Origin of the sequence: Paenarthrobacter sp. NPDC089322 (assembly GCF_040684895.1) — a bacterium.
Classification (GTDB): Bacteria; Actinomycetota; Actinomycetes; order Actinomycetales; family Micrococcaceae; genus Arthrobacter.
Map to the genome: position 1 here is coordinate 26483 of NZ_JBFBGW010000017.1, position 19244 is coordinate 45726.

The 19244-nt window shown below is 61.0% G+C and carries 21 protein-coding genes; 10 read left to right on the plus strand and 11 right to left on the minus strand.

Annotation, left to right across the window (positions count from 1 at the left end; genetic code table 11):
• Positions 1-65: 65 nt before the first annotated feature.
• A complete protein-coding gene (locus AB0N65_RS15745; protein WP_364163463.1) occupies positions 66-1937 on the minus strand; it encodes a sugar-binding domain-containing protein in 1872 nt (623 codons plus the stop codon).
• A gap of 91 nt (positions 1938-2028) precedes the next feature.
• Between AB0N65_RS15745 and AB0N65_RS15750 the strand changes: the two genes are divergently transcribed.
• Positions 2029-2991: a D-2-hydroxyacid dehydrogenase family protein gene (locus tag AB0N65_RS15750; protein WP_364163466.1), complete on the plus strand. Its 963-nt coding sequence runs from the start codon at positions 2029-2031 to the stop codon at positions 2989-2991.
• Positions 2992-3060: 69 nt separating this feature from the next.
• The gene (locus AB0N65_RS15755) at positions 3061-4203 is read left to right on the plus strand and encodes a glycerate kinase (protein ID WP_364163684.1); all 1143 of its coding nucleotides are present in this window, start codon (positions 3061-3063) and stop codon (positions 4201-4203) included.
• Between the two features lie 3 nt (positions 4204-4206).
• Here AB0N65_RS15755 and AB0N65_RS15760 read toward each other — a convergent pair whose 3' ends face one another.
• Positions 4207-4443: a DUF2630 family protein gene (locus tag AB0N65_RS15760; RefSeq protein WP_364163469.1), complete on the minus strand. Its 237-nt coding sequence runs from the start codon at positions 4441-4443 to the stop codon at positions 4207-4209.
• Between the two features lie 94 nt (positions 4444-4537).
• Between AB0N65_RS15760 and AB0N65_RS15765 the strand changes: the two genes are divergently transcribed.
• Positions 4538-4981, plus strand: a complete 444-nt coding sequence (locus AB0N65_RS15765; protein ID WP_364163472.1) for a YdeI/OmpD-associated family protein — start codon at positions 4538-4540, stop codon at positions 4979-4981.
• Between the two features lie 21 nt (positions 4982-5002).
• On the opposite strand, the gene AB0N65_RS15770 is transcribed toward AB0N65_RS15765, so the two are convergent.
• From AB0N65_RS15770 to AB0N65_RS15785, 4 genes are all read right to left on the minus strand, one after another.
• On the minus strand, positions 5003-5851 hold the full coding sequence (locus AB0N65_RS15770) for a hypothetical protein (RefSeq protein WP_364163475.1): 849 nt from the start codon (positions 5849-5851) through the stop codon (positions 5003-5005).
• Complete coding sequence (locus tag AB0N65_RS15775) at positions 5844-6575, minus strand: helix-turn-helix domain-containing protein (RefSeq protein WP_364163478.1); 732 nt, start codon at positions 6573-6575, stop codon at positions 5844-5846. Before AB0N65_RS15775 ends, AB0N65_RS15770 begins: the two co-directional genes overlap by 8 nt.
• 155 nt (positions 6576-6730) lie before the next feature.
• Positions 6731-7042, minus strand: coding sequence for a hypothetical protein (locus AB0N65_RS15780; RefSeq protein WP_364163481.1), 312 nt, complete (start codon positions 7040-7042; stop codon positions 6731-6733).
• A gap of 200 nt (positions 7043-7242) precedes the next feature.
• Complete coding sequence (locus AB0N65_RS15785) at positions 7243-7809, minus strand: type 1 glutamine amidotransferase domain-containing protein (RefSeq protein WP_364163484.1); 567 nt, start codon at positions 7807-7809, stop codon at positions 7243-7245.
• A gap of 210 nt (positions 7810-8019) precedes the next feature.
• Here AB0N65_RS15785 and AB0N65_RS15790 point away from each other — a divergent pair, with 210 nt between their 5' ends.
• Positions 8020-8511, plus strand: a complete 492-nt coding sequence (locus AB0N65_RS15790) for a DUF2975 domain-containing protein (RefSeq protein WP_364163487.1) — start codon at positions 8020-8022, stop codon at positions 8509-8511.
• Entirely contained in the window at positions 8511-8741 is a 231-nt protein-coding gene (locus tag AB0N65_RS15795) for a helix-turn-helix transcriptional regulator (protein WP_364163490.1), read from the plus strand. Before AB0N65_RS15790 ends, AB0N65_RS15795 begins: the two co-directional genes overlap by 1 nt.
• A 22-nt stretch (positions 8742-8763) precedes the next feature.
• On the opposite strand, the gene AB0N65_RS15800 is transcribed toward AB0N65_RS15795, so the two are convergent.
• From AB0N65_RS15800 to AB0N65_RS15815, 4 genes are read right to left on the minus strand one after another with little or no spacing between them, the layout of a single operon-like run.
• On the minus strand, positions 8764-9837 hold the full coding sequence (locus tag AB0N65_RS15800) for a hypothetical protein (protein WP_364163493.1): 1074 nt from the start codon (positions 9835-9837) through the stop codon (positions 8764-8766).
• On the minus strand, positions 9834-10487 hold the full coding sequence (locus AB0N65_RS15805) for an ATP-binding cassette domain-containing protein (protein ID WP_364163496.1): 654 nt from the start codon (positions 10485-10487) through the stop codon (positions 9834-9836). Before AB0N65_RS15805 ends, AB0N65_RS15800 begins: the two co-directional genes overlap by 4 nt.
• The gene (locus tag AB0N65_RS15810) at positions 10484-11374 is read right to left on the minus strand and encodes a hypothetical protein (RefSeq protein ID WP_364163499.1); all 891 of its coding nucleotides are present in this window, start codon (positions 11372-11374) and stop codon (positions 10484-10486) included. The genes AB0N65_RS15805 and AB0N65_RS15810 overlap by 4 nt, the downstream gene beginning before the upstream one ends.
• Positions 11371-12180 carry a hypothetical protein gene (locus AB0N65_RS15815; RefSeq protein ID WP_364163501.1) on the minus strand — a complete coding sequence of 270 codons (810 nt, stop codon included), beginning with the start codon at positions 12178-12180 and terminating at the stop codon, positions 11371-11373. The genes AB0N65_RS15810 and AB0N65_RS15815 overlap by 4 nt, the downstream gene beginning before the upstream one ends.
• 720 nt (positions 12181-12900) lie before the next feature.
• Between AB0N65_RS15815 and AB0N65_RS15820 the strand changes: the two genes are divergently transcribed.
• A complete protein-coding gene (locus AB0N65_RS15820) occupies positions 12901-13590 on the plus strand; it encodes a hypothetical protein (protein ID WP_364163503.1) in 690 nt (229 codons plus the stop codon).
• Positions 13591-13592: 2 nt separating this feature from the next.
• On the opposite strand, the gene AB0N65_RS15825 is transcribed toward AB0N65_RS15820, so the two are convergent.
• Positions 13593-14495, minus strand: a complete 903-nt coding sequence (locus tag AB0N65_RS15825; RefSeq protein ID WP_364163505.1) for a MurR/RpiR family transcriptional regulator — start codon at positions 14493-14495, stop codon at positions 13593-13595.
• Between the two features lie 95 nt (positions 14496-14590).
• Between AB0N65_RS15825 and AB0N65_RS15830 the strand changes: the two genes are divergently transcribed.
• From AB0N65_RS15830 to AB0N65_RS15845, 4 genes are read left to right on the plus strand one after another with little or no spacing between them, the layout of a single operon-like run.
• Positions 14591-15778 (plus strand): C45 family peptidase, encoded by a 1188-nt coding sequence (locus AB0N65_RS15830; RefSeq protein WP_364163507.1) that lies wholly within the window; start codon positions 14591-14593, stop codon positions 15776-15778.
• Complete coding sequence (locus AB0N65_RS15835; protein WP_364163510.1) at positions 15775-17427, plus strand: ABC transporter substrate-binding protein; 1653 nt, start codon at positions 15775-15777, stop codon at positions 17425-17427. The genes AB0N65_RS15830 and AB0N65_RS15835 overlap by 4 nt, the downstream gene beginning before the upstream one ends.
• A 4-nt stretch (positions 17428-17431) precedes the next feature.
• Positions 17432-18382, plus strand: a complete 951-nt coding sequence (locus AB0N65_RS15840) for an ABC transporter permease (protein ID WP_364163513.1) — start codon at positions 17432-17434, stop codon at positions 18380-18382.
• Positions 18379-19242 (plus strand): ABC transporter permease, encoded by an 864-nt coding sequence (locus AB0N65_RS15845; RefSeq protein ID WP_364163515.1) that lies wholly within the window; start codon positions 18379-18381, stop codon positions 19240-19242. The genes AB0N65_RS15840 and AB0N65_RS15845 overlap by 4 nt, the downstream gene beginning before the upstream one ends.
• The last annotated feature ends 2 nt before the right edge of the window (positions 19243-19244 follow it).

Consider the following 19244-nt stretch of genomic DNA (forward strand, 5'->3'; position numbering starts at 1 on the left):
CGGGATGCCCGACGGCGGTACGTACCGCCGTCGGGCATCCCGCCTGAGGTGCTTAAGCCCAAAGGTCAGTCCTGCTGCTCGATGGCTGCCGGACGAGCCTGGCTGGCGCGGATGCGCTCGAGGTCGAACTTGTTGCCGCGGTCAAAGGTGAAGATGCCGTTCTTCTCCTGGAAAACATCCGTCAATTGCGTGTAGCAGTACCCGAACATGTCCGGGTTATCCAGCAGGACGCCGCACAGGCCGTCGAATCGGGCGTAGAACTCTTCCTCGCTGGCTACCCGCTGGCCGTAGCCCCACGACGAGGCGACGTCCGATCCCGCTTCTTCGGCGGCCTGGCGTGCCTCAACCTCGTTCCACCAGATTCCGCCGAATTCAGATACGAAGTATGGCTGGCCGGCGTAGGCCACCGAGTAGTCCTCGCCCTGCGGTGTCCGGTTCTGGAAAGGTTTTCCTTCCGCGAGACCCTGCTGCTCAAGGCGGAATTTCTCCGGATCCTGCTCGTAGGAGTGGGAATCGTAGATGTCCGTCTCCCGGATGCGGTGCGAATAGCCGGAAGCATCGATCACGGGCCTGGTGGGATCCGCCAACTTGGTGGCAAGGAACATCGCCTGGGTGACGTCGTCCAGGACCGTGATCCGGTCATGCAGCAGCTGGTGCGTCTCGTTGAGCGGGCACCAACCGATAATGGACGGGTGGTTGAAGTCGCGCTGCAGCACTTCGAGCCACTGGGCCACGAAGCTGGCCGTGGGCTTCTGGTTGTGGCCGACGGTTCCGCCGCCGGACACGCCCCAATCCCCGAACTCACCCCACACCAGATAGCCCATTCGGTCCGCGTGATAGAGGAACCGCTCCTCGAACACCTTCTCGTGAAGGCGGGCGCCGTTGAAACCGGCGGCCATGGACAACTCGATGTCCTTGATCAAGGCGGCGTCGTCAGGGGAGGTCATGAGGGATTCAGGCCAGTAGCCCTGATCCAGAATCAGCCGCTGGAAGACGGGCTTACCGTTGATGCGGACTACCTTGCCATCCAGTGCCACCGACCTGATGGCGCTGTAGCTGCTGACCTTGTCCACGACCGTGCCGTCAGCGTCGTTCAGGATCACTGTGAGGTCATAAAGGAAGGGATCCTCTACGGACCAGGGACGGAGGGACTCTTCCGGAATCCGGAGCTGGAGGGAAGGTGCGAGGTCCAGGTCGGCCCTGGTGTGGGCCTCGATTGTCGTGACCCCTTCACCGGAAAGGACGGCTGACACTGTGTGCCCCTTGCGGTTCCGGCTCAGGGGGACCTCGATGGTCAAACTGGAGTCCGCCAGGTTCGGGGTCATGCGGAGGCGCTTGATGTGAACCTCGGGCACGGCTTCCATCCACACCGTTTGCCAGATTCCCGTGGTTCGCGTGTATTGGCAGTGCGTGTTGTTGTACCAGGTGGCCTGCTTGCCCCGTGCCTGCATCTCGTGCCGGGAGTCACGGGCACGGACGACGATCACGGCTTCCGTTCCGGGCTCGGCAACGCCATCCAGATCCGCAGTGAACGGAGTAAATCCGCCACGGTGGCGGGCTACTTCGATGCCGTTCACCCAGACGGTGGCATCGTGATCCACTGCCCCGAAATGCAACAGGACCTTCTGGCCAACCCATTCCTCCGGGATCGCAACAGTCCGCCGGTACCAGACGGCCTCCATGAAATCGACGTGTCCGATTCCGGACAATTCGGATTCCGGGGCAAAGGGAACCAGGATTTCGTCAGCGAGTTCGCGCGTGCGGAGGCCGCGCTCCAAACCCGAGTCACCGGCGTCGATTTCAAATCCCCAGGTGCCGTTGAGGTTCAGCCAGTTGTCACGGACGAGTTGGGGACGGGGATGTTCGGGCTTGGGGGTGGCGGCCGGGGTCTTCTCGGGCACAGGCAAGGCAACTCCTTCATCAGCGGTCAGACTCATCTTTACAACGTTAGAATCTTTGCCTCCAGGATGCGAGGCTTTCGCGACGTGAGATGGTGTCTGTATCACTAGCCGCCGCGAGGAGATTGACGTGACCCGGTTCCGCTTGGCCATCCTTGACGACTATCAGCAGGTTTCCAGTGACTACGCGCCCTGGGAGTCACTGCTCGACGACGACGTGAAGGTCACCGTCTTCAGCGCACCCTTTGTCTCGGAAGAGCAAGCGGTGGCGGCGCTCGCGCCGTTCGACATTGTGGTTGCCATGCGGGAACGCACCCGTTTCCCGGGTCACGTCCTGGAGGCGCTACCTAATCTCAAGCTCCTGGTGACCACAGGCATGAACAACGCGGCCATCGACATGGACACCGCTTCCGAACGCGGCATCACTGTGTGCGGAACCGGAGGATCGCCGGCTGCGGCACCGGAACTGACGTGGGCTTTGCTGCTGGCCTTCGCCCGCAATCTTGTTGCCGAGGAGACCTCACTGCGGGCAGGCGGTTGGCAGACCGCCGTCGGGTTTGAGCTCGAAGGCAAGACGCTGGGAATTGTGGGCCTCGGCAAAATCGGCACCCGAATTGCGCGGTACGCGAAGGCGTTCGGCATGGAGGTCCTTGCCTGGAGCCAGAACCTCACGGAGGAGGCGGCCAAGGCTGTTGGCGCTCGCGGGGTGAGCAAGGAGGAGTTGTTCCGGGAGTCTGATGTGGTGACCCTGCATGTGCGGTTGTCCGAACGGACCGAGGGAATTGTGGGGGAGGAAGAACTGCGTCTCCTCGGGCCCGAAGGTGTGCTCGTGAACACTGCGCGTGGTCCTTTGGTTGACGAAGCCGCGCTGATGCGGGCCTTGGAAGAAGGCTGGATCCGTGGTGCGGCGCTGGACGTCTTCGACGAGGAACCCCTCCCGGCCGGCCATGCCCTGCTGCATTCGCCACGCAGTGTCCTTTCTCCGCACATCGGCTACGTCACCCACGAAAGCTACCGGCAGTTCTACGGCGGGGCTTTCGAGGACGTGAAAGCGTGGCTCGACGGGGAGCCGCTGAGGGTGCTCAACGACTGAACCGCGTCCCAATTCGCCACAAAGAAGTTGGGCAAGCGCTTTCCCACTTAAGCTGGCAAGATGGACACCATGCGCATCCTCATCGCCCCGGACAAGTTCAAGGGATCACTGACCGCCGCCGAAGCCGCGTCAGCCATGGCCGAAGGAGCCCTCCGGGTCTACCCCGACGCAGTAACCACGCAGTTTCCGGTTGCCGACGGCGGTGAAGGCACCCTCGACGCCGCCATCGCTGCCGGCTACGAAGAACGAAACAACGCAGTTACCGGCCCCATCCTGAAGCCCGTTGGGGCTTCGTGGGCGATCAGCAAGAACTCCTTTGGCGGGGCGACTGCTGTCATCGAGACTGCGCAGGCTTCCGGCCTGGCCCACATGGAGCCGACTCCCGAGAACTCGTTGCGCGCCCACAGCTACGGCTGCGGCCAGCTCGTGGCGGCAGCCCTCGACGCCGGCGCCACCGAAATCGTCTTGGGTTTGGGTGGCTCGGCAATGTCCGACGGCGGCAGCGGAGCCTTGCGCGCCCTGGGGCTCAAACCCCTTGATGCGGCCGGAAACCTGGTGCCACTCGGCGGTGGTTCCCTGATCGACGTCGCTTCCCTGGATGTCTCCGAGCTGGATCCGCGACTTTCGAGCGTGAAGTTCCGCATCGCCGTCGACGTCCAAAACCCGCTGTTCGGCCCCGAAGGCGCCGCTCACGTTTTTGGTCCCCAGAAGGGCGCGGATGAGGACGCCGTTGAGAAGCTCGACGCCGGCCTCCGCAACTGGGCGTCGCTCCTTCGGGAGACCACCGGCCGTGACGTGAACGTGCCGGGAGCCGGAGCGGCGGGCGGGTTCCCGGCGTCGTTCCTGGCTTTCACTGATTCCGCGCTGGAAGGCGGGTTCGCGCTCGTCGCCGGATTGACGGGGTTGGCGAAGCACCTTGGCGAGGCCGATCTGGTGATCACCGGCGAGGGCTCCATGGATGAACAGTCGCTGACCGGCAAAGCGCCCATTGCGCTGGCCGACGCCGCAAGCGTGCACGGCATTCCGGTGGTTGCGGTCGCGGGCCGGATCACGGTCACGCCGGAAGACCTGGCCAAGCACGGCATCGTGGCGGCCGCGCAGTTGCTTGACGTCGCGCAGCGCAAGGACGGGGTTCCTGATATCGCCGACGCTGTAGCGAATGCCGGCAAGTACGTTGCGTGGGCAACCAGCCAGGTGCTTGAAGGGGCCTAGGCCTTACTGCCGATAGCCTTCCACCTCACTGATGGGGCGGGCTTCGGCGTCGTCAGGGTTTTCTCCGGCGTCCTTCTTGGCGCGGCGTTGGCGGAGCAGGTCCCAGCACTGGTCGAGTTGGGCCTCCAGTTGGGCAAGGCGGGCGCGGTTGTCGTCGCCGTCATCTTCGGAGGCGTCGCGAAGGCGGTGTTCCTCGTCCACAAGCGACTGAATCCGCTCCAGAATGTCCTGATTGTCCATGGTTCTCTCCTTGGCCGGTGCCGGAATGCCCGTACCTTCGACCGTATCCCCGGGGACAGTGCCCGTCTACCAGACCCCGGGGCATACTTGCTTCATGAAATTCACGACGACCATCGTTGGCGATGGCAACAAGGCCGGCATTGAGATTCCCGAAGAAGTGGTCAACGAACTGGGTGCCGGAAAGCGGCCGCCCGTCGTGGTCACCATCAATGGACAGAGTTATCGCAGCAGCATCGCGGTGATGGGTGGAAAGTACATGGTGGGCGTGAGCTCCGCGAACCGTGGGGTGACCGGTGCTGCGGCCGGGGACACCGTTGAGGTCGGGCTCGAAGTGGATACGGAACCGCGTGTGGTGGAGGTGCCGGAGGATCTTGCTGCAGCCCTCGAGACAGAACCGGAAGCGAAAGCCTTCTATGGGACGCTCAACTACAGCAGCCAGCGGCGCTACGTTGAACCGATCGGTGAGGCCAAGACGGAGGAAACCCGGGCCCGCAGGATCGCGAAGGTTGTGGCCGACCTGAAGGCCGGGAAAAAGTAGGGTTCAGTCCGGTGAGTTCACTTAGTCCGCTGGTCGGCAGTCGATAATGAATTCCATCAGCGGAGTTGCATTCGCGTCCAGGAAGAGGGTGATTAGATGCTGGTTGAATTCCAGCCTGCGACTGAAGGGAATCGAAATAGCATCGTGGCCCGAGCTTAGGAGAATGCCGTTCATCATGAGACGCGATGTTCGCTTGTTGCCGTCGAAGTAGAACTGACGGCGCGTGCCGAAACAGAAGTATGCAACGGCTCGCTCCACGGGATCCGGGATCGACGACAGGCGGGCAAGCCCTCGCACATACTCATTGCGCAGTGCCTCTCCATCGTCCTCGCACGGAGTCGCAGAGAAAGTTCCGTACTCACCCAAGTTGACTGTGCCGCCACCGCGAACAGACCCCTCTCCCCGGAAGTGGCCTGCTTCGATTGCTTCATGCGGCGCCACTAAGCCGTGAATCAGGTCGGACACGTCTTTGGTGGGTTGGAAGGTGCCGTCCTGTACCAAGTCGTGCAGTGTTCGAGTGGAGTCGGCAAGGGCAAGCACCTGCTTCTCGTCGTCCAGCCTGTGTCCTCCGACAGTGACGCCCTCAAGCAATGTCTGAACTTCGGGAAAGGTGTACGGGTTTCCTTCCAGGGCAGCAGCGTCCCAAACGTGCCCAGCGAGCTGACTTTGGAAGCGTGCCAGCGCCCTGGGAACCTCCATCGCATTCATCAACTCCCACGGGACGGAAGCGGAATCCCATGTAAAGCCCAGATCCGGCAACTGGCCTGAGCGCGTTGCATCCGGGAATGGCGAAGGTGCCAACGGTCGCCTGACGGTGCCAGGCGCCTTCTTGTATCGGCTGGATTCGACCGCCCAGTTCGATTCAGTCATTCGTTCCCTCCCAGTCTTGCGTCAGTTCCTCAGCCTGCTGGCGCGTCTCAGGCATACCGTAACAATCCAAAATGACTTGAATGGGGTCCGCCCAAACGATGCCTTCGTCCTTCCAAACTCCGGCTTCGCTCGTTTCGTCCAGTGGTAGCAATATGACCTCCTGCCCCGTTACCCCGGACCTGGAAATGATGCTTCGGATGCGCTCCGGTTCTTCCACATAGAGGATGACGGGTCCCGCTATCTCCTGGGCTCCTATTCGGGTAGCCGCAGGCGAGCCACTCACTGCCCAGCCCTTACGGGTAGCGGCAACTGCAGAGCAGAGTCGGAGGAAATTCCAATCCGTGGTTGATGTGAGAGCGCCAGGTCTGCTGCCTGGAGGAGCCGCAAGACCCGCCTCCTTTGCCAGCGACCGAGGGCGGGGCGATCCGTCCTTGCTTGCCCAGCGCTTCAAAGTGGCGAGCGATTCGGGATCGGCTTTGGGAGTGAAGGTGCTATCAAGTATGGCCCGGGCGGATCGCAGGGCCTGCGGGTCACTCAGTGGCTCTAGGCGGGGAGTAAATTGCAAGCCCGCTGCAGCGAGAATCCGGGCCGCCATTCCCAAGGTTGGGTCCACGTCGCCCTTCTCGATGCGGGTGATCGTCGACGAGGACACGCCGGCCCTGCGCGCCAACTCTGTGCGGCTGAACGTGCTGTCGCGAATGGCGGCTCGGAGCAGTGCTTGCATATATGCAATTTTGATCCTGCTGTTGCATATATGCAAGATGACTTCAGTCGTTGCATATATGCAAAGGAGTACATTGCGTCCGCCCTTGCCCCAGAAATAAGTGCCGCCGTCGAAAGTTTCGACGGCGGCACTGTGTCTCGTGAACGGCGTGCGGTTCAGGCGGCCTGACCGGCCGTTGCCAGGCGGCGGCTCGGCAGTGTGGTGACGTTGGCGTGTTCGGGGTTGAGGCGAACGGGTACTTCGTAAAGCTCGGCGTACATCCGCAGCTCGTCCAGCGCGTCGGCTTCAACGGTTGCTTCGGAAAGGTCCATCTCGACGTCCAGTCCGCCCCCGAGGCTCTTGGTTCGCTGAACTACCGGGTAGAGCCCACGGATGGATGTGGTGGTGACGCGACCGGTTGCTGCGATCTGGATCTGTTCGCCGTCTACGTCGACGCGAACAACTACGGAGAGCTTGTCGCTGGCCATTTACTGCCTTTCGTCGGTGTGCTGCCACGCTGCAGCGTCCCCCAGCCTAGGCATCGAATGTGACCTGCGCAACATTACGACGGTGTAATTAACTGGGGTTTTTCTTAGGTGACGTGGGTGGGCGCGGCGAGTGCCGCCGTCGCACCTCTTGCAAAAGTACGACGGCGGCACTCGCCGCGTGCGGGTCGTGCGGGGGACCGCTAAGCGGTCTGGCCGGCGTGCTGGCCTTCGGAAATCTCCTCCACGACCTTGCTGTTGAAGGCGGGGAGATCGTCCGGGTTGCGGCTTGTGACGAGGCCTTGGTCGACCACGACTTCCTCGTCGCTCCAGTTGGCGCCCGCGTTACGGAGGTCCGTTTGGAGCGTGTGGTACGAGGTGACGCTGCGGCCTTTGATGACGCCGGCATCGATGAGGATCCACGGGCCGTGGCAGATCGAGGCGACCGGCTTATGCTGCTCGAAGAAGGATCGTGTGAAGTTCTGGGCGTCCTTGTCGACGCGCAGGTGGTCGGCATTCACCACGCCGCCTGGAAGGACCAGGGCGTCGAAGTCGGACGCATTGGCGTCGGCCACTGCGAGGTCGACGTCGAAGGTGTCACCCTTCTCGACGCCGTTGAAGCCTTGGATCTTGCCCTTGGAGGGGGCGATGAGGGTGGGTTCGCCACCGGCGTCCTTGACTGCCTGCCATGGGCTGGTCAGCTCAACCTGCTCTACTCCGTCTGTCAGCAGGAATGCGACCTTCTTGCCTGTGATGCTGTGCTCTGACATTGTTCCTCCTCTTGTTTCGGCTGGTTTCCCTGCTGGGCGGGCTGCTGGAGCGGCCGCAGGGCGCATGCCGATGCTGCGAGAGTTGTTTGTCTTGACCCGTTCAAGCCTAGGGAAGTTCGGAATGATCAGCAAGCTGACTATTTCTACGCGCCTTGCCTTGCAATCGAATTTCGATAGAATCTCATTGTTGATCGATACAGGAGTGAGTCCATGGGAAAGCTGACAATCCTCGCGCTGCGAGTGGTGATTGCGATGGTGCTGGCCGGCTCTTTGTTTGTACAGGTTTGGATGGTGCCGCTGCTGTCCACGGATCTGGCGGAGGCTGGGGCGCCCGACAACCTGCGGATCGCATTCCTGGTCATCGTGGTGCTGGGAATTCTGTGCGTTCAGGTGGTGGCCGTGTGCGTGTGGCGGCTGCTGACGATGGTACGGCGGGGGACAGTCTTTTCCCATGGAGCTTTCCGGTTTGTGGACATCATTTTTTGGGCTGTCTCCGTTGCGGCGGTGCTGGTTTTCCTTATTGCCGTGCTGTTGGCGCCGGGCGGCACCGCCCCTGGAATTGTGCTGTTGATCTGCGGCGCGGCTTTGATAATCGGCGGCGTGGCGCTTGTTGTGCTGGTCTTGCGAACGTTGCTGGCACAGGCCGTGGCACGGGACGTCGAAGCCGCCGGTATGCGCGCCGAGCTCGACGAGGTGATCTGATGCCGATCATCGTGGACATCGACGTCATGCTGGCAAAGCGGAAGATGCCCGTGGGGGTGCTTGCCGAGCGGGTGGGGATCACCCCGGCCAACTTGGCCGTGTTGAAGAACGGACGGGCGAAGGCGGTTCGCTTTACGACCCTGGAGGCGCTGTGCGAAGTGCTGGAGTGCCAGCCGGGGGACCTGTTGCGGTGGGAGGCGGAGGTTCCGGAGGGGGCGCTTCCGGGGTAAAGGGTCAGTGCCCCTAGTAGGTCTAGTTTCGTTCCTTGAAATACTTGAAGAGGCGATTCTCGCGGCTGAGGGTGGCAGGCAGGAGGCTGCCGGTGATAGCGCCCAAGGCACCCAAGGCTCCTATTGTGAGGAGGTGTCCAATGAGAGACCCGGCGACCATTGGTTCTCCGTATCGCGCGCCTAGAAGGATGCCTGCCGTGCCCAAGGCGCCGGCGCTTCCCGACCAGAGCGCTGATTCGACCAGCGCGATAAGAGTTAGGTCCTGGGATGCGACGCCTGCATGAAGTGAAGAGGCGTACTCAAGTCGCCGGCGCGCGCCTCCCATGAATCCGATGGCAAGTCCGAGCGCGGCGGAGGTTACAGGCGCGTACCGTGTAAGCCTGTTCTGATATTCCTCGGCGCCTGTGAATACCAGCCCGAGGGTGGGGTTCAGAATTGAAACAGTCGTTGCTGCTTCGACGGTCCCGGCGCCTTGGGAGGCGCGAAGCAAGGGGTCAAACGCGGCGGTCGATGGCCATACGTCGGCCCAGCATTCGTCAAACAGCCCCTCCCCCAAAGACGGGATGAGGACAGCGTTGGTAAGGCGGCTATCCCTTCCATCATCCTCGGGGTAGGGAAAGATTGCGGCGACGTCAATGGGACCTTGGTCAGTCTCCAGGGTATCCCCGGCGCGGACTTTCCAGCGCTGCGCGAGAGGTTCAGAAATGAGCACGCCTTGGTTCAATGCTGTGTCCAGGCCAAGCACGGTTTGGAAGCCGAGCGTCGTTGCGAATGCGGGGGTTGTCACTCCGGGCAGGCTGGAGATGCCGATAGGATCAGCAGTCGTCAGTGCTCCGGCTGTCTGGATGCCACTTGTCTTCACGAGAGCGTCACACCGTTGCGGGTCGACACTGGACTCAGTCTTAAGAATGCGAATTGATGCCCCGGCCGCGTGGTATTCCCTGGCGCGGTAATCCAGTGCGGAGACAGTCCGCAGCTCTGCGATTGATGTTAGCCCTATCGCCAGGATGAGTGCCACGCCGAGCCAGCCTGCCTTAGCGGCGCCGCTTTGTATGTTGATCCATGCTTCCCGGAAGATCACACTGCCGCGCATCACAGTTCGGCATTTTCTGCACCAGGCAATGAGAGGTCCAGAACATCCGAGCAGGCGCTCAGTGTGTCTTGGTCATGGCTGGCGACGATGACTACCGCGCCGCTTTGGGCGAGTTCGGCAAGAACGGAGTTGACGGTACCAGCCATGGCTCGATCGAGTTGAGCTGTCGGCTCGTCGACCAGAATGAGGTCAGGGTGGCCGGCCACGGCCCTGGCGAGCATCAGTCGCTGTGCCTCTCCACCAGAGAGGAGCGCAAAGGCTTTGTTCGCACTCGCCTGCAGCCCGAAGTCCGTCAATCTTTGGAGGGCCAGTTTCTCGCTGCTCACACGGGATAGCCCTGTGGCCAGATAGGAAAGGGCGACGTGATCAAGCGCTGTCCTCTGTGGAACACCTAGCGGGTTCTGAAAAACCCATCGGACGTTAGAGATGCCTGTGCGCTCGACGTGACCTTCCTTTGGAATTTCCCAACCGGCAATTATCGACAGGAGCGTTGATTTTCCCGAACCCGACGGTCCCCTCAATCCCCTCACAGTGTTGGCGGTGAACTCTGCATCCAAATCACGAAACAGATACCGACCAGGTTCGAATCCGTGTCCCAAGTGATTGAGCGTCACCCGCGCGGGAGAGGCCTGCGATCTTTCCCGCGCCTTCATGGGCATTCCTTTTCTTCGATTGCTTTCCCCAGGAAAATTTCCTTGGGCACTGTCCTTTGAAAGCTAGCGAGCACGGACCCGGCGCTAGACCCGGCGATTGTGATCTGTAAAGTCGTGCCGTCCGTTGACTTGACGCATGCGATGTCCCTATGGGCGCCGGAGACCCCGGCGAGGGGAATTTTTGCCACTTCAAGTGGAGAGCTTAATGCAGTTTTGATACTCAAGGGCTTCGGGCTTGTGCTAGATTGCAACTCAGCGAAATCAGGGCTGCTTGAGACTTCCGCCAGAAGGACCGGATCTGTGACCGTGCCGTCAGCATTCATGGGGGCGGAGACGTTTCCGAAGGTAACGGTTCTGGCACCTGCAGCCGGTGGCTGCCCGGTAGAAAAGACGACATGCACGCTGGTCACAGAGCCAACAATGGTGAAGAACGGGGAACCTGGAGTGTACTGCGAGCCGAGCAGCGCATTGCACGACTTCACCCGGGCTTCCTCAGCAGGGAGCCAGAGCGTCTCGTCCTGATGGAGGACCCCGTCGCGGTGCTTCAGTGCAAGATCGGTTTGGACTTTGAGGATGGCGGCCTTAAGGTCAGCCTCGTAGGCGCCAGTAGCCGGAACGCCAAAACCCATTCGTATGAGTTGCGCCCGGAGGGCGTCGACATCGGCTCCTACAGTTCCTGGGCCAATGTCCCTGTAAAAGGGCACCGCGGAATGCAAACCAAGCACCGGACGGCCACTTAGTGAAGCCACTACTCGGCCTGATCTGATCTCACTACCAGCCACACAAACCGATGATGTGACCGTGCCTGCGATCCCCAGCGAGGCTTCAACCGGCTGTGCTGCCTCGACTTCCGCCGCTACGGTGCGCTCATCTCGATATTCGCTCATGACGACAGCAGCGGAAGTTGCTTCATCAGCCGGGCGTAGCGTGCTGGGCGGGCCGAAGGCCGTCGCTCCAAACATGGAGACGACGGCCACGGCCGCACTCGAGGCGCCAACAAGCACGTATGACAACCAGGGCGTATTTGACACGCCTCCTCTGTTCCTTTCCCCAAAACGATGTTGGCCCCTATGAAGCAGGCCTGTGCTTCCTCACCGTAGGGGTCGAACGGTAGCCGGTCTTCTACGCTGGAGTTATCGCCTCCAGGCTCATTTAGTGCCTTCTCTAATTCCTCTTGAGAGAAGCTTGAATCAAATATTCCCTTTGCGGCCAGACACTTGTAGGCAACTTCGTCGGCATTGGCCAGCAGTTCAGGATTTCCTTGCTGAATACCGAAGAGCTCACCGATCTCGTTAATGGTCCCTTCTTGGCACTTAATCGTGATTGACATAGCTGACTGAACAGACTCGCCATCAGCGAGAGGTGTATTCTCCACGCGATAGAGACCATTGCTCAGCTTACTTAGCTCAACGGGCTTACTTGCAGATGCCATGCATTGTGCGAAACGACTATACGCTTCGTCATAGTCAGCTTGCTCAATGCGTCCCGAGACTTTGGCTCGTTGTAAGACATCCTTGTCGAATTCGTGGAGAGTGGGATCTTTCAGGGCCATGTCAACAAGCTCTGTGAAATTGTTCGCTATGTGCCGCCGCTCGGAAGCCCCTTGCTCACCGCCTGAACAGGCTGCAAGCAAGGGGACTGAGCAAGCCACGAGCGCTATAGCTACAAAGAATCTGATCTTCTCTAAAGTCATCGCTCGGGGCTCTTCTTCTAGGCGATGCGTATCTGGTACGCTTCGTGCGTCCAGCTGTAGCCGTCTACATGGGCGCGAGAGTAGGACCACGAAGGTGCGCCGTAATACCAAACATTGCCTAAGTGGGCTACGGATTGAAGGCGGCTGCTGCCATTGTAAATCTCAACTTCAGCGTGTGCTGCCCACCAATTGGACCAATTGTTTGTCATGCCGTCGATCGCCGCAGATGATTGCCCCGCGGCAGACAAGACAATTGTGCCGGCCAATGCCATTGCCGTTGCGGTCGAAACTGCTGTTTTCGAAAAACGGGTCCCCAATATATTCCCCAATACACTCACCGAAGCCTCGTGCTCCAGATATGTAGTGCCTACCATTGAACTTGAGTGGTTACAAGTGAGAGTGGACTACAAGGGGGTTGGCGTGTTTGTCTCGACTGAGATTGGACTTCAAGCACATACTCTTTCCCGCGCATTGACGGCATTCGTCCGCCTAATACGATAAGTGTGATTTGCATCACATTACGACTTCGGCATAGTGACACGGACCTATATGAACGACGACGAGTTCACCGCTCCCCAAATAGCCGTTGACAGTCATCCTTGGAGCAGATAGCCCAGTGGGTGCACAATCCATCGGTTGCTGGTGCCCCCGAAAGGGCACTCCCTCTCACCCGGACGGACAACTGGTTCGCCGTGCAGCTGAGGTGGAATACTCAAGATCATGACCAGTGCAGGCGAGTTGGAATCACTCCTTGAGTCACTCGGTACGTGGCCAAACCACCGCGACGTGGAGCGAGCCCTGCGCGGGGGAGGCTGGGAGTTCTGCGGTGCCGGCGACTGGGCGACGGCCCTCCGTTCCCCGGATGGAAGCGCCGTTGCGCGGGTTAGTGCCTTTGATCCGGTAGGGCCGTTCACGGCTGCTCTGTACCGCGAGGCCGCAGGCACCGGACAAGTCCCGAAACTGTATGTCCATCGCCGCTTGGCGGGCGGCGGTGACCTTCAGCTGATGGAATGGCTCAGCCCAGTGACCTACGAGGACGCAGTTGGATTCTGGCAGGAGCTCACGTCGGGCAGCAGCGAACTTGCCGCTCTTAGACACGTCCTGCAAAGCGTCCACGAGCGGGCCCAAAAGGAACTCCCATGGTGCGGCCCCTTGGACGACAACCCAAGCAATATCATGCGCGCAGGCAACGGCCACCTGGTTTTGACCGACCCCTTCTATGCTGACGGCCCCAAACTCTACGCGGCGGCAGCAAACACTCCCGAAATCGTGGCGGCCAGGATTCCCCGGGAAGAGAGACGCTTCATCACAGAGATTCCCCTGGCTGCTTCTGGCCCCTGGGATTCGGAAGACCAGGAAAAGATCCGCGCGGGGTTGGAAGCGGCGGATTTGCTCCTGGGCAGGCAGTAAAGTCAGTAACCCAACTGCTCCCGCAGTGACGTGAGCTGGTGTGATGACTCCACAGCCTGCTCGTGGTCAACGGAAACCAAAGCCTGAACCAGGACATCGCTCAAAACGATCGAAGGAAGCGCCTCTGTCGTCATGCCCGTTGGCGTGTGTGGCGCGAGGATGACGACGTCGGATAGATCATGGAGCGCGGAGTCGGGTTCGTCCGTCAATAGGATCGAGGAGGCACCCACCGCGCGCGCCCGCTTCAGGAGTACCTCGACGTCCACGGTCACGCGGCCCGGCGCGAAGACCACCACCACTTCCTGGCTGCCGAGTTGGAGCAGGTCATCTGCCAACCGGAACCCATCACTCGAGATGCACCTTGCGCGGCGACCGATCCTGTTGCAGCGCAAGGCAAGGTTGAGTGCGGCAATGCCGGAGGCGCCCACGCCGTAACTGACGATTGCGGTACCCCTCATGAGAAGTTCGACGGCGGCAGCCGTCGCGTCTGCGGGGTCTGCGCTGGACGCCAGGTCCAAGCGGTCCTTTGCCTCGGACCAGACATTTTGCCAGATCTCCTCGATGCTGGCGCCCATGTGGTCGATGCGTTGCTGCATGCGTACTTCCGGCGCCACCGTTGAGGTGAACGGGGTGGCGATGTCTCTTTTCAGCTCCTGCAGCCCGGAGTACTGGAGCGACTGAACAGTACGTACAACCGTGGCGCTACTTGTGCCACTTTCGGCTCCGAGCTCCTGCGCGCTCGCGTAGAGGAGCCGTTCCGGAGAGCTGTTGGTAAGGAACGTGCTCACCGTCCGTTCGGCCTTGGAGAGCTTGTCCCAATGCTCGCGAACCCGGCCGCGCAAATTAATCAGGCCACGATTTTTCGTAACGTCTGTTACAAAAGTCACATTGGATGTATTGTTCATTCTAAAGACGCCCTCACTTGTAACGGTTGTTCCAAAGATACCCCTTTCGACCACGGATGCTTGTGAGCCCACAACGACTGAAAGGCCAGATGGACATGAACAGCGCATCCTTGCGGATCGTGGAGGTCTCAGGACCTCCGCTGGAGCGGGGCAGGCAGTATGGAAGTGCTGCTGAAGATTTGATTACCAAAGCCATCGACTTCTACACCGAAGCCTTCCTGCAGCAGACGGGTCTCTCCTGGAACCAGATGCGCACCCGGGCGGAGCGGTGGATGGGGCTTTGCACGGAAACGGCCCCGGACTTGGTGACCGAAATGCGGGGCATTGCCGAAGGCAGTGGCCGCGATGTTTTGGACATCATGGTCCTGAACCTTCGTGGCGAGATCATCTACGACGCAGGCTTCGCCAAGGCACGGGAACCTGACGAACGGGATGCGGTAGACGGATGCACGTCCTTCGTATTGACAGACGGAGCGTCAGGCGACGGCCACATGTACGTTGGCCAGAATTGGGACTGGCGACACGGCGCCCAGGACACTGTCGTGATCCTACGAGTCGTCCAAGACCCCAAGCCCACGCTGATCATGCAGGTTGAGGCAGGCCAGATCGGCCGTCACGGTGCCAACTCCGCGGGCCTGGCTCTCAACGCCAACGGATTGGGAGGCCGGTTCAACGACGAACTGGGAATGCCCCAGACTTTCATCCGGCGCATGGTGCTGGACCAGTCGGAGCTGCCGGATGCGTTGAACATACTCTTCCGCCAGAAGCCCCACATTGCCAGCAACGCCGTGCTGTCCCACCGCTCCGGGTTCTCCATCGACGTGGAAACCACTCCGGGCAGCAACGGATGGATGTATCCGGACAAGTCCGGACTGCTGGTCCATGGAAACCACTACGAAGCCTTCATTCCACCACAATTGGCCGCCACTTACCGCCCCGTCTCCGTGGATTCCCTCTTCAGGGTTCCCCAAGCACGACGAGGGCTGGAACGGGTCAGCACTGCCACAAGCACTTTGCAGTCCCGTGAACTCATCAAGTCAGCAATGTCAGACCATCTCGGGTTCCCCGAGTCTGTCTGCACACACCCGGACGCCCGCCGCCCTCGCGTTCGTCAGTGGTCCACGCTGCTTTCCAGTTGCGTGGACCTCACCACTGGCGACTACCTGGTCACAAACGGAACACCATGCGACCACGACTACGAACTCATGCCCTGGAACCTCTACGACGGACCTGGTTCCGCCCACGACTCCTTCAATCCCAACATTGCAGAGGTATCACTGTGAAACGCAACGATAGCTTCAAGCCCTTCGCCCGAACCGGCGTCATTGCCGGTGCAGCAGTCTTCACTCTTGCGCTGAGCGCCTGCAACGCAGCAGGCCCGCAGGCGCAGAGCACGCCAACGGATGTCTCCTTCGGCCCGACTACCTCTGAAGCCGCAGGCACGATCGATTCATTCACCTGGATGATTACCCAGGAGCCGGCCACCTTTGACCTGGACATCGACAGTTCCACGGCTGAGAACACCATCATGTCCAATGTGTGCGAACGGCTGATGAAGCTTCAGCCCGACCTGACCACCACGCCCCACCTCGCGGAAAAGGCTGAATGGACCTCCGACACCACCGTTGTGTTCACGCTGCGGAAGGACGTGACCTTCCACGACGGCACCCCAATGACGGCCGACGACGTGCTTTGGAGCATGCAACGGCACGGAGCCAAGGGCGCAGATGAATCCGACGAGTATGCCAATGTCACCAATATGGCGAAGACGGGCGACAACGAAATCACGGTCACGCTTAAGCAGCGCGACGCCATCTTCCTCCAGGCCATGGCGGGCAACGGCGGCATCGTCCTGAACCGCAAGGTTGTCGAAGCCCAAGGCGCCGACTATGGGTCGCCGTCGGCTCCTGACGCCTGCTCGGGTCCCCTGAAACTTGAGAAGTGGTCCGCAGGTTCCAACATCACGCTCGCCAAGGCTGCTGACTACTGGGACGCTGACAACGCTTCCCTTGCCAACAGTGTCACCTTCCGATGGGCCGACGACAACGCAATAGTCAACGCCCTGACAAGCGGCGAAGCCCAGGGCGCTTACCTCGACAGCCCAGCGACGGCCGGGCCTTTGCAGAAGAGCGACAAGGTCCAGATCGCCCAGGGGCCTTCCACCAATGTTTGGTCGCTCATCGCCACGGAACGCGGTGCCCTCAAGGATGAAAGGCTCCGGCAGGCACTGTCACTGGCCCTTAACCGCCAAGGAATCGCCCAGGCTGCATTCGGCGGACTGGCCAAGCCGTGGAAGACGCCGGTTGGGCCGGGCGCCTGGGGCTACGAAGAGCCCACCTTTAAGAATGCCTACGACGCCTTGGCCGGCGCACCGGCTCAACCATCGAACGAGGACTTGGAAAAGGCCAGGAAGCTGGTGCAGGAAGCCGGCGTGCCTGCGGAACCGATTGTCGTCGCGAACAGTGGCGACTCCATCAGGAACGTCATCTCCAGCGCTCTGGTGGAGGCAGCCCAGAAGATCGGTTTGAAAGCCGAAATCGTCACCATCCCACGCCAGCAGTACGGTGACTTCTATTCCGACGCTGCCTTGCGCGGGCAGGCAGACCTCTTCTCTGACGAGTACTTCATCTCCAAGAACGACCCCGTGGGCTTCTACAAGAACGGGGCATCCACAGCCCGGGTTAACTTCGTAAAGTTCGCTGGCGAGGGCTACGACGACAAGGTCAAGGAAGCACAGGCCACCACGGACGACGCTGCCCGCGCCAAGCTCGCCATTGAGCTGGAAAAGCAGTGGGCTGAAGCCACCGTCTGGATCCCTGTGGCACACACGCCTGCAACCATCGCCATGTCCAAGGACATCGCCGGGGCTCCGTCGTCGGCGTCGTTCCTCTACTACCCGTGGGCCGCGGACGTCGGCAGCAGCAAGAAGTGACGCCATGATCCGTGCAGCAACCCGCATCGCGGGGATGATCCTGACCTTGGTGGTGAGCTCGTTCGTCATCTTCGCCGCCATGTATGCAGCGCCTGGAGATCCCGTCACCTTCCTGATCGGTAACCCGGAGAACATGACGCCTGAGCGTGTTGCCGAGGTGGAGGCCCAGTACAACCTCGATCAACCGCTCATTGTGCAGTACGGGCTGTGGGCTTCCCAGGCCTTCATTGGGAACCTCGGCACGTCTTTCCAGTACCACCAGCCAGTGGCTGAGCTGATGGCCACCCGGCTTCCGGCCACGCTTGCCTTGGTGGCCATGGCATCGGTGATGTTCATCATTGCCGGTGTTGGTTTGGGTATCCTGTCCGCGCTCCGGCAGGGCAAGCGCACCGACTCCTCCATCACGGCAGCCACGACGCTCGCGGCATCAGTTCCATCGTTTGTGATTGGCCTGCTGTTGGTGTCCATCTTCTCCGTGCAACTGGGATGGTTTCCCGTCTCAGGAGCCGGCGAAGGGTTACTGGACCGGCTGCACCACCTCGCCTTGCCCGCAGTGGCACTTGCCGTCGGCGCCGTCGCAATTGTCAGCAGGGTGACCCGGCAGTCAATGGTGGAACAGCTCTCCATGGACCATGTGGAAGCGGCCCGCAGCTTCGGGCTGGCACCTGCGAAGTTGATCCGCCGGCATGTTCTGCGCAACTCGTGGGGACCGATCCTGACCATGGTCGCGCTTGTGGTGGCCAGCATGCTGGCCGGGACCGTCGTCGTCGAAAGTGTCTTTGGAATCAGCGGGGTGGGCAAGCTGCTGGTAGACGCCATCAACACCCACGATTTTCCCGTGGTGCAGGCCGTGCTCCTTTACATGGTCATCACGTACATGGTGGTGACCACACTGGTGGACTTGGTCCACCCACTGCTTGATCCGCGCATCAAGGCAAAGGACAAGAAATCATGAGCTCCCTCTCGACGTCCACGTTGGCGTCCACCCCTGTCATCGGCAGGAAGAAGCGCGATGTCCCGTACCTCCTGAGCCTTGGCTTCCTTATGGTCGTGGTGGTTGCGGCCTTGCTCGCGCCGTGGGTTGCTCCCTATGCAGGCAACGCGGTGGATTTCACCGCAATCTGGCAGGCTCCGGGCGGTGCACACCTGCTCGGTACCGATCAGGTTGGCCAGGACCTCTTCTCGCGGCTCATCCACGGTGCCCGGGAATCCCTGCTCGGCCCGCTCGCCCTCCTGGCGCTCGCCACAGTGTTCGGCGTGACGATTGGAACCGTGGCCGCGTGGAACGGTGGCTGGATCGATGTCCTCCTGGCTCGCATCACGGACGTCATGTTCGCCTTCCCCGGGCTGCTGTTCGTGGTTCTCGTGATTGCCGTCTTTGGGAAAGGGCCGGCGACGGCGATCGTCGCCCTTGCTCTGGCTTACGCCCCCGTCATTGCGAAGTTCACCCGGTCCCTGGCGCTCGCGGAGATGGCGAGGCCCTACGTGGATGCGTATCGCGTGCAAGGCGTGGGCGGGTTCTTCCTCTGCGTCCGTTACATCATTCCCAACCTGACCCCGCCGCTCCTCGGATACCTCGTAGTGCTCTTCGGCGAAGGGCTCATGAGCCTTGCGACGCTCAGCTTCCTCGGCTTCGGTGCACAGCCGCCCAGCTCCGAATGGGGACTCATGGTTCAGGAAGGCCAGTCCGGCATCATCCAAGGCCACATCTGGCCGACACTGGTTCCCGGTGCAGCCATCGCCGCAGTCGTGGTGGCCGTCAACGTGGTGGGGGTGCGGTTGTCCGACCGCCTGAACTCACGGTTTGAGAGGTAGGA

Coding starts and splice junctions, on each gene's coding strand:
- AB0N65_RS15745 (WP_364163463.1), bottom strand. CDS start 1,937: ATGAGTCTGACCGCTGATGAAGGAGTTGCCTTGCCTGTGCCCGAGAAG.
- AB0N65_RS15755 (WP_364163684.1), top strand. CDS start 3,061: ATGCGCATCCTCATCGCCCCGGACAAGTTCAAGGGATCACTGACCGCC.
- AB0N65_RS15760 (WP_364163469.1), bottom strand. CDS start 4,443: ATGGACAATCAGGACATTCTGGAGCGGATTCAGTCGCTTGTGGACGAG.
- AB0N65_RS15765 (WP_364163472.1), top strand. CDS start 4,538: ATGAAATTCACGACGACCATCGTTGGCGATGGCAACAAGGCCGGCATT.
- AB0N65_RS15770 (WP_364163475.1), bottom strand. CDS start 5,851: ATGACTGAATCGAACTGGGCGGTCGAATCCAGCCGATACAAGAAGGCG.
- AB0N65_RS15775 (WP_364163478.1), bottom strand. CDS start 6,575: ATGCAAGCACTGCTCCGAGCCGCCATTCGCGACAGCACGTTCAGCCGC.
- AB0N65_RS15780 (WP_364163481.1), bottom strand. CDS start 7,042: ATGGCCAGCGACAAGCTCTCCGTAGTTGTTCGCGTCGACGTAGACGGC.
- AB0N65_RS15785 (WP_364163484.1), bottom strand. CDS start 7,809: ATGTCAGAGCACAGCATCACAGGCAAGAAGGTCGCATTCCTGCTGACA.
- AB0N65_RS15790 (WP_364163487.1), top strand. CDS start 8,020: ATGGGAAAGCTGACAATCCTCGCGCTGCGAGTGGTGATTGCGATGGTG.
- AB0N65_RS15795 (WP_364163490.1), top strand. CDS start 8,511: ATGCCGATCATCGTGGACATCGACGTCATGCTGGCAAAGCGGAAGATG.
- AB0N65_RS15805 (WP_364163496.1), bottom strand. CDS start 10,487: ATGAAGGCGCGGGAAAGATCGCAGGCCTCTCCCGCGCGGGTGACGCTC.
- AB0N65_RS15810 (WP_364163499.1), bottom strand. CDS start 11,374: ATGAGCGAATATCGAGATGAGCGCACCGTAGCGGCGGAAGTCGAGGCA.
- AB0N65_RS15815 (WP_364163501.1), bottom strand. CDS start 12,180: ATGACTTTAGAGAAGATCAGATTCTTTGTAGCTATAGCGCTCGTGGCT.
- AB0N65_RS15820 (WP_364163503.1), top strand. CDS start 12,901: ATGACCAGTGCAGGCGAGTTGGAATCACTCCTTGAGTCACTCGGTACG.
- AB0N65_RS15825 (WP_364163505.1), bottom strand. CDS start 14,495: ATGAACAATACATCCAATGTGACTTTTGTAACAGACGTTACGAAAAAT.
- AB0N65_RS15830 (WP_364163507.1), top strand. CDS start 14,591: ATGAACAGCGCATCCTTGCGGATCGTGGAGGTCTCAGGACCTCCGCTG.
- AB0N65_RS15840 (WP_364163513.1), top strand. CDS start 17,432: ATGATCCGTGCAGCAACCCGCATCGCGGGGATGATCCTGACCTTGGTG.
- AB0N65_RS15845 (WP_364163515.1), top strand. CDS start 18,379: ATGAGCTCCCTCTCGACGTCCACGTTGGCGTCCACCCCTGTCATCGGC.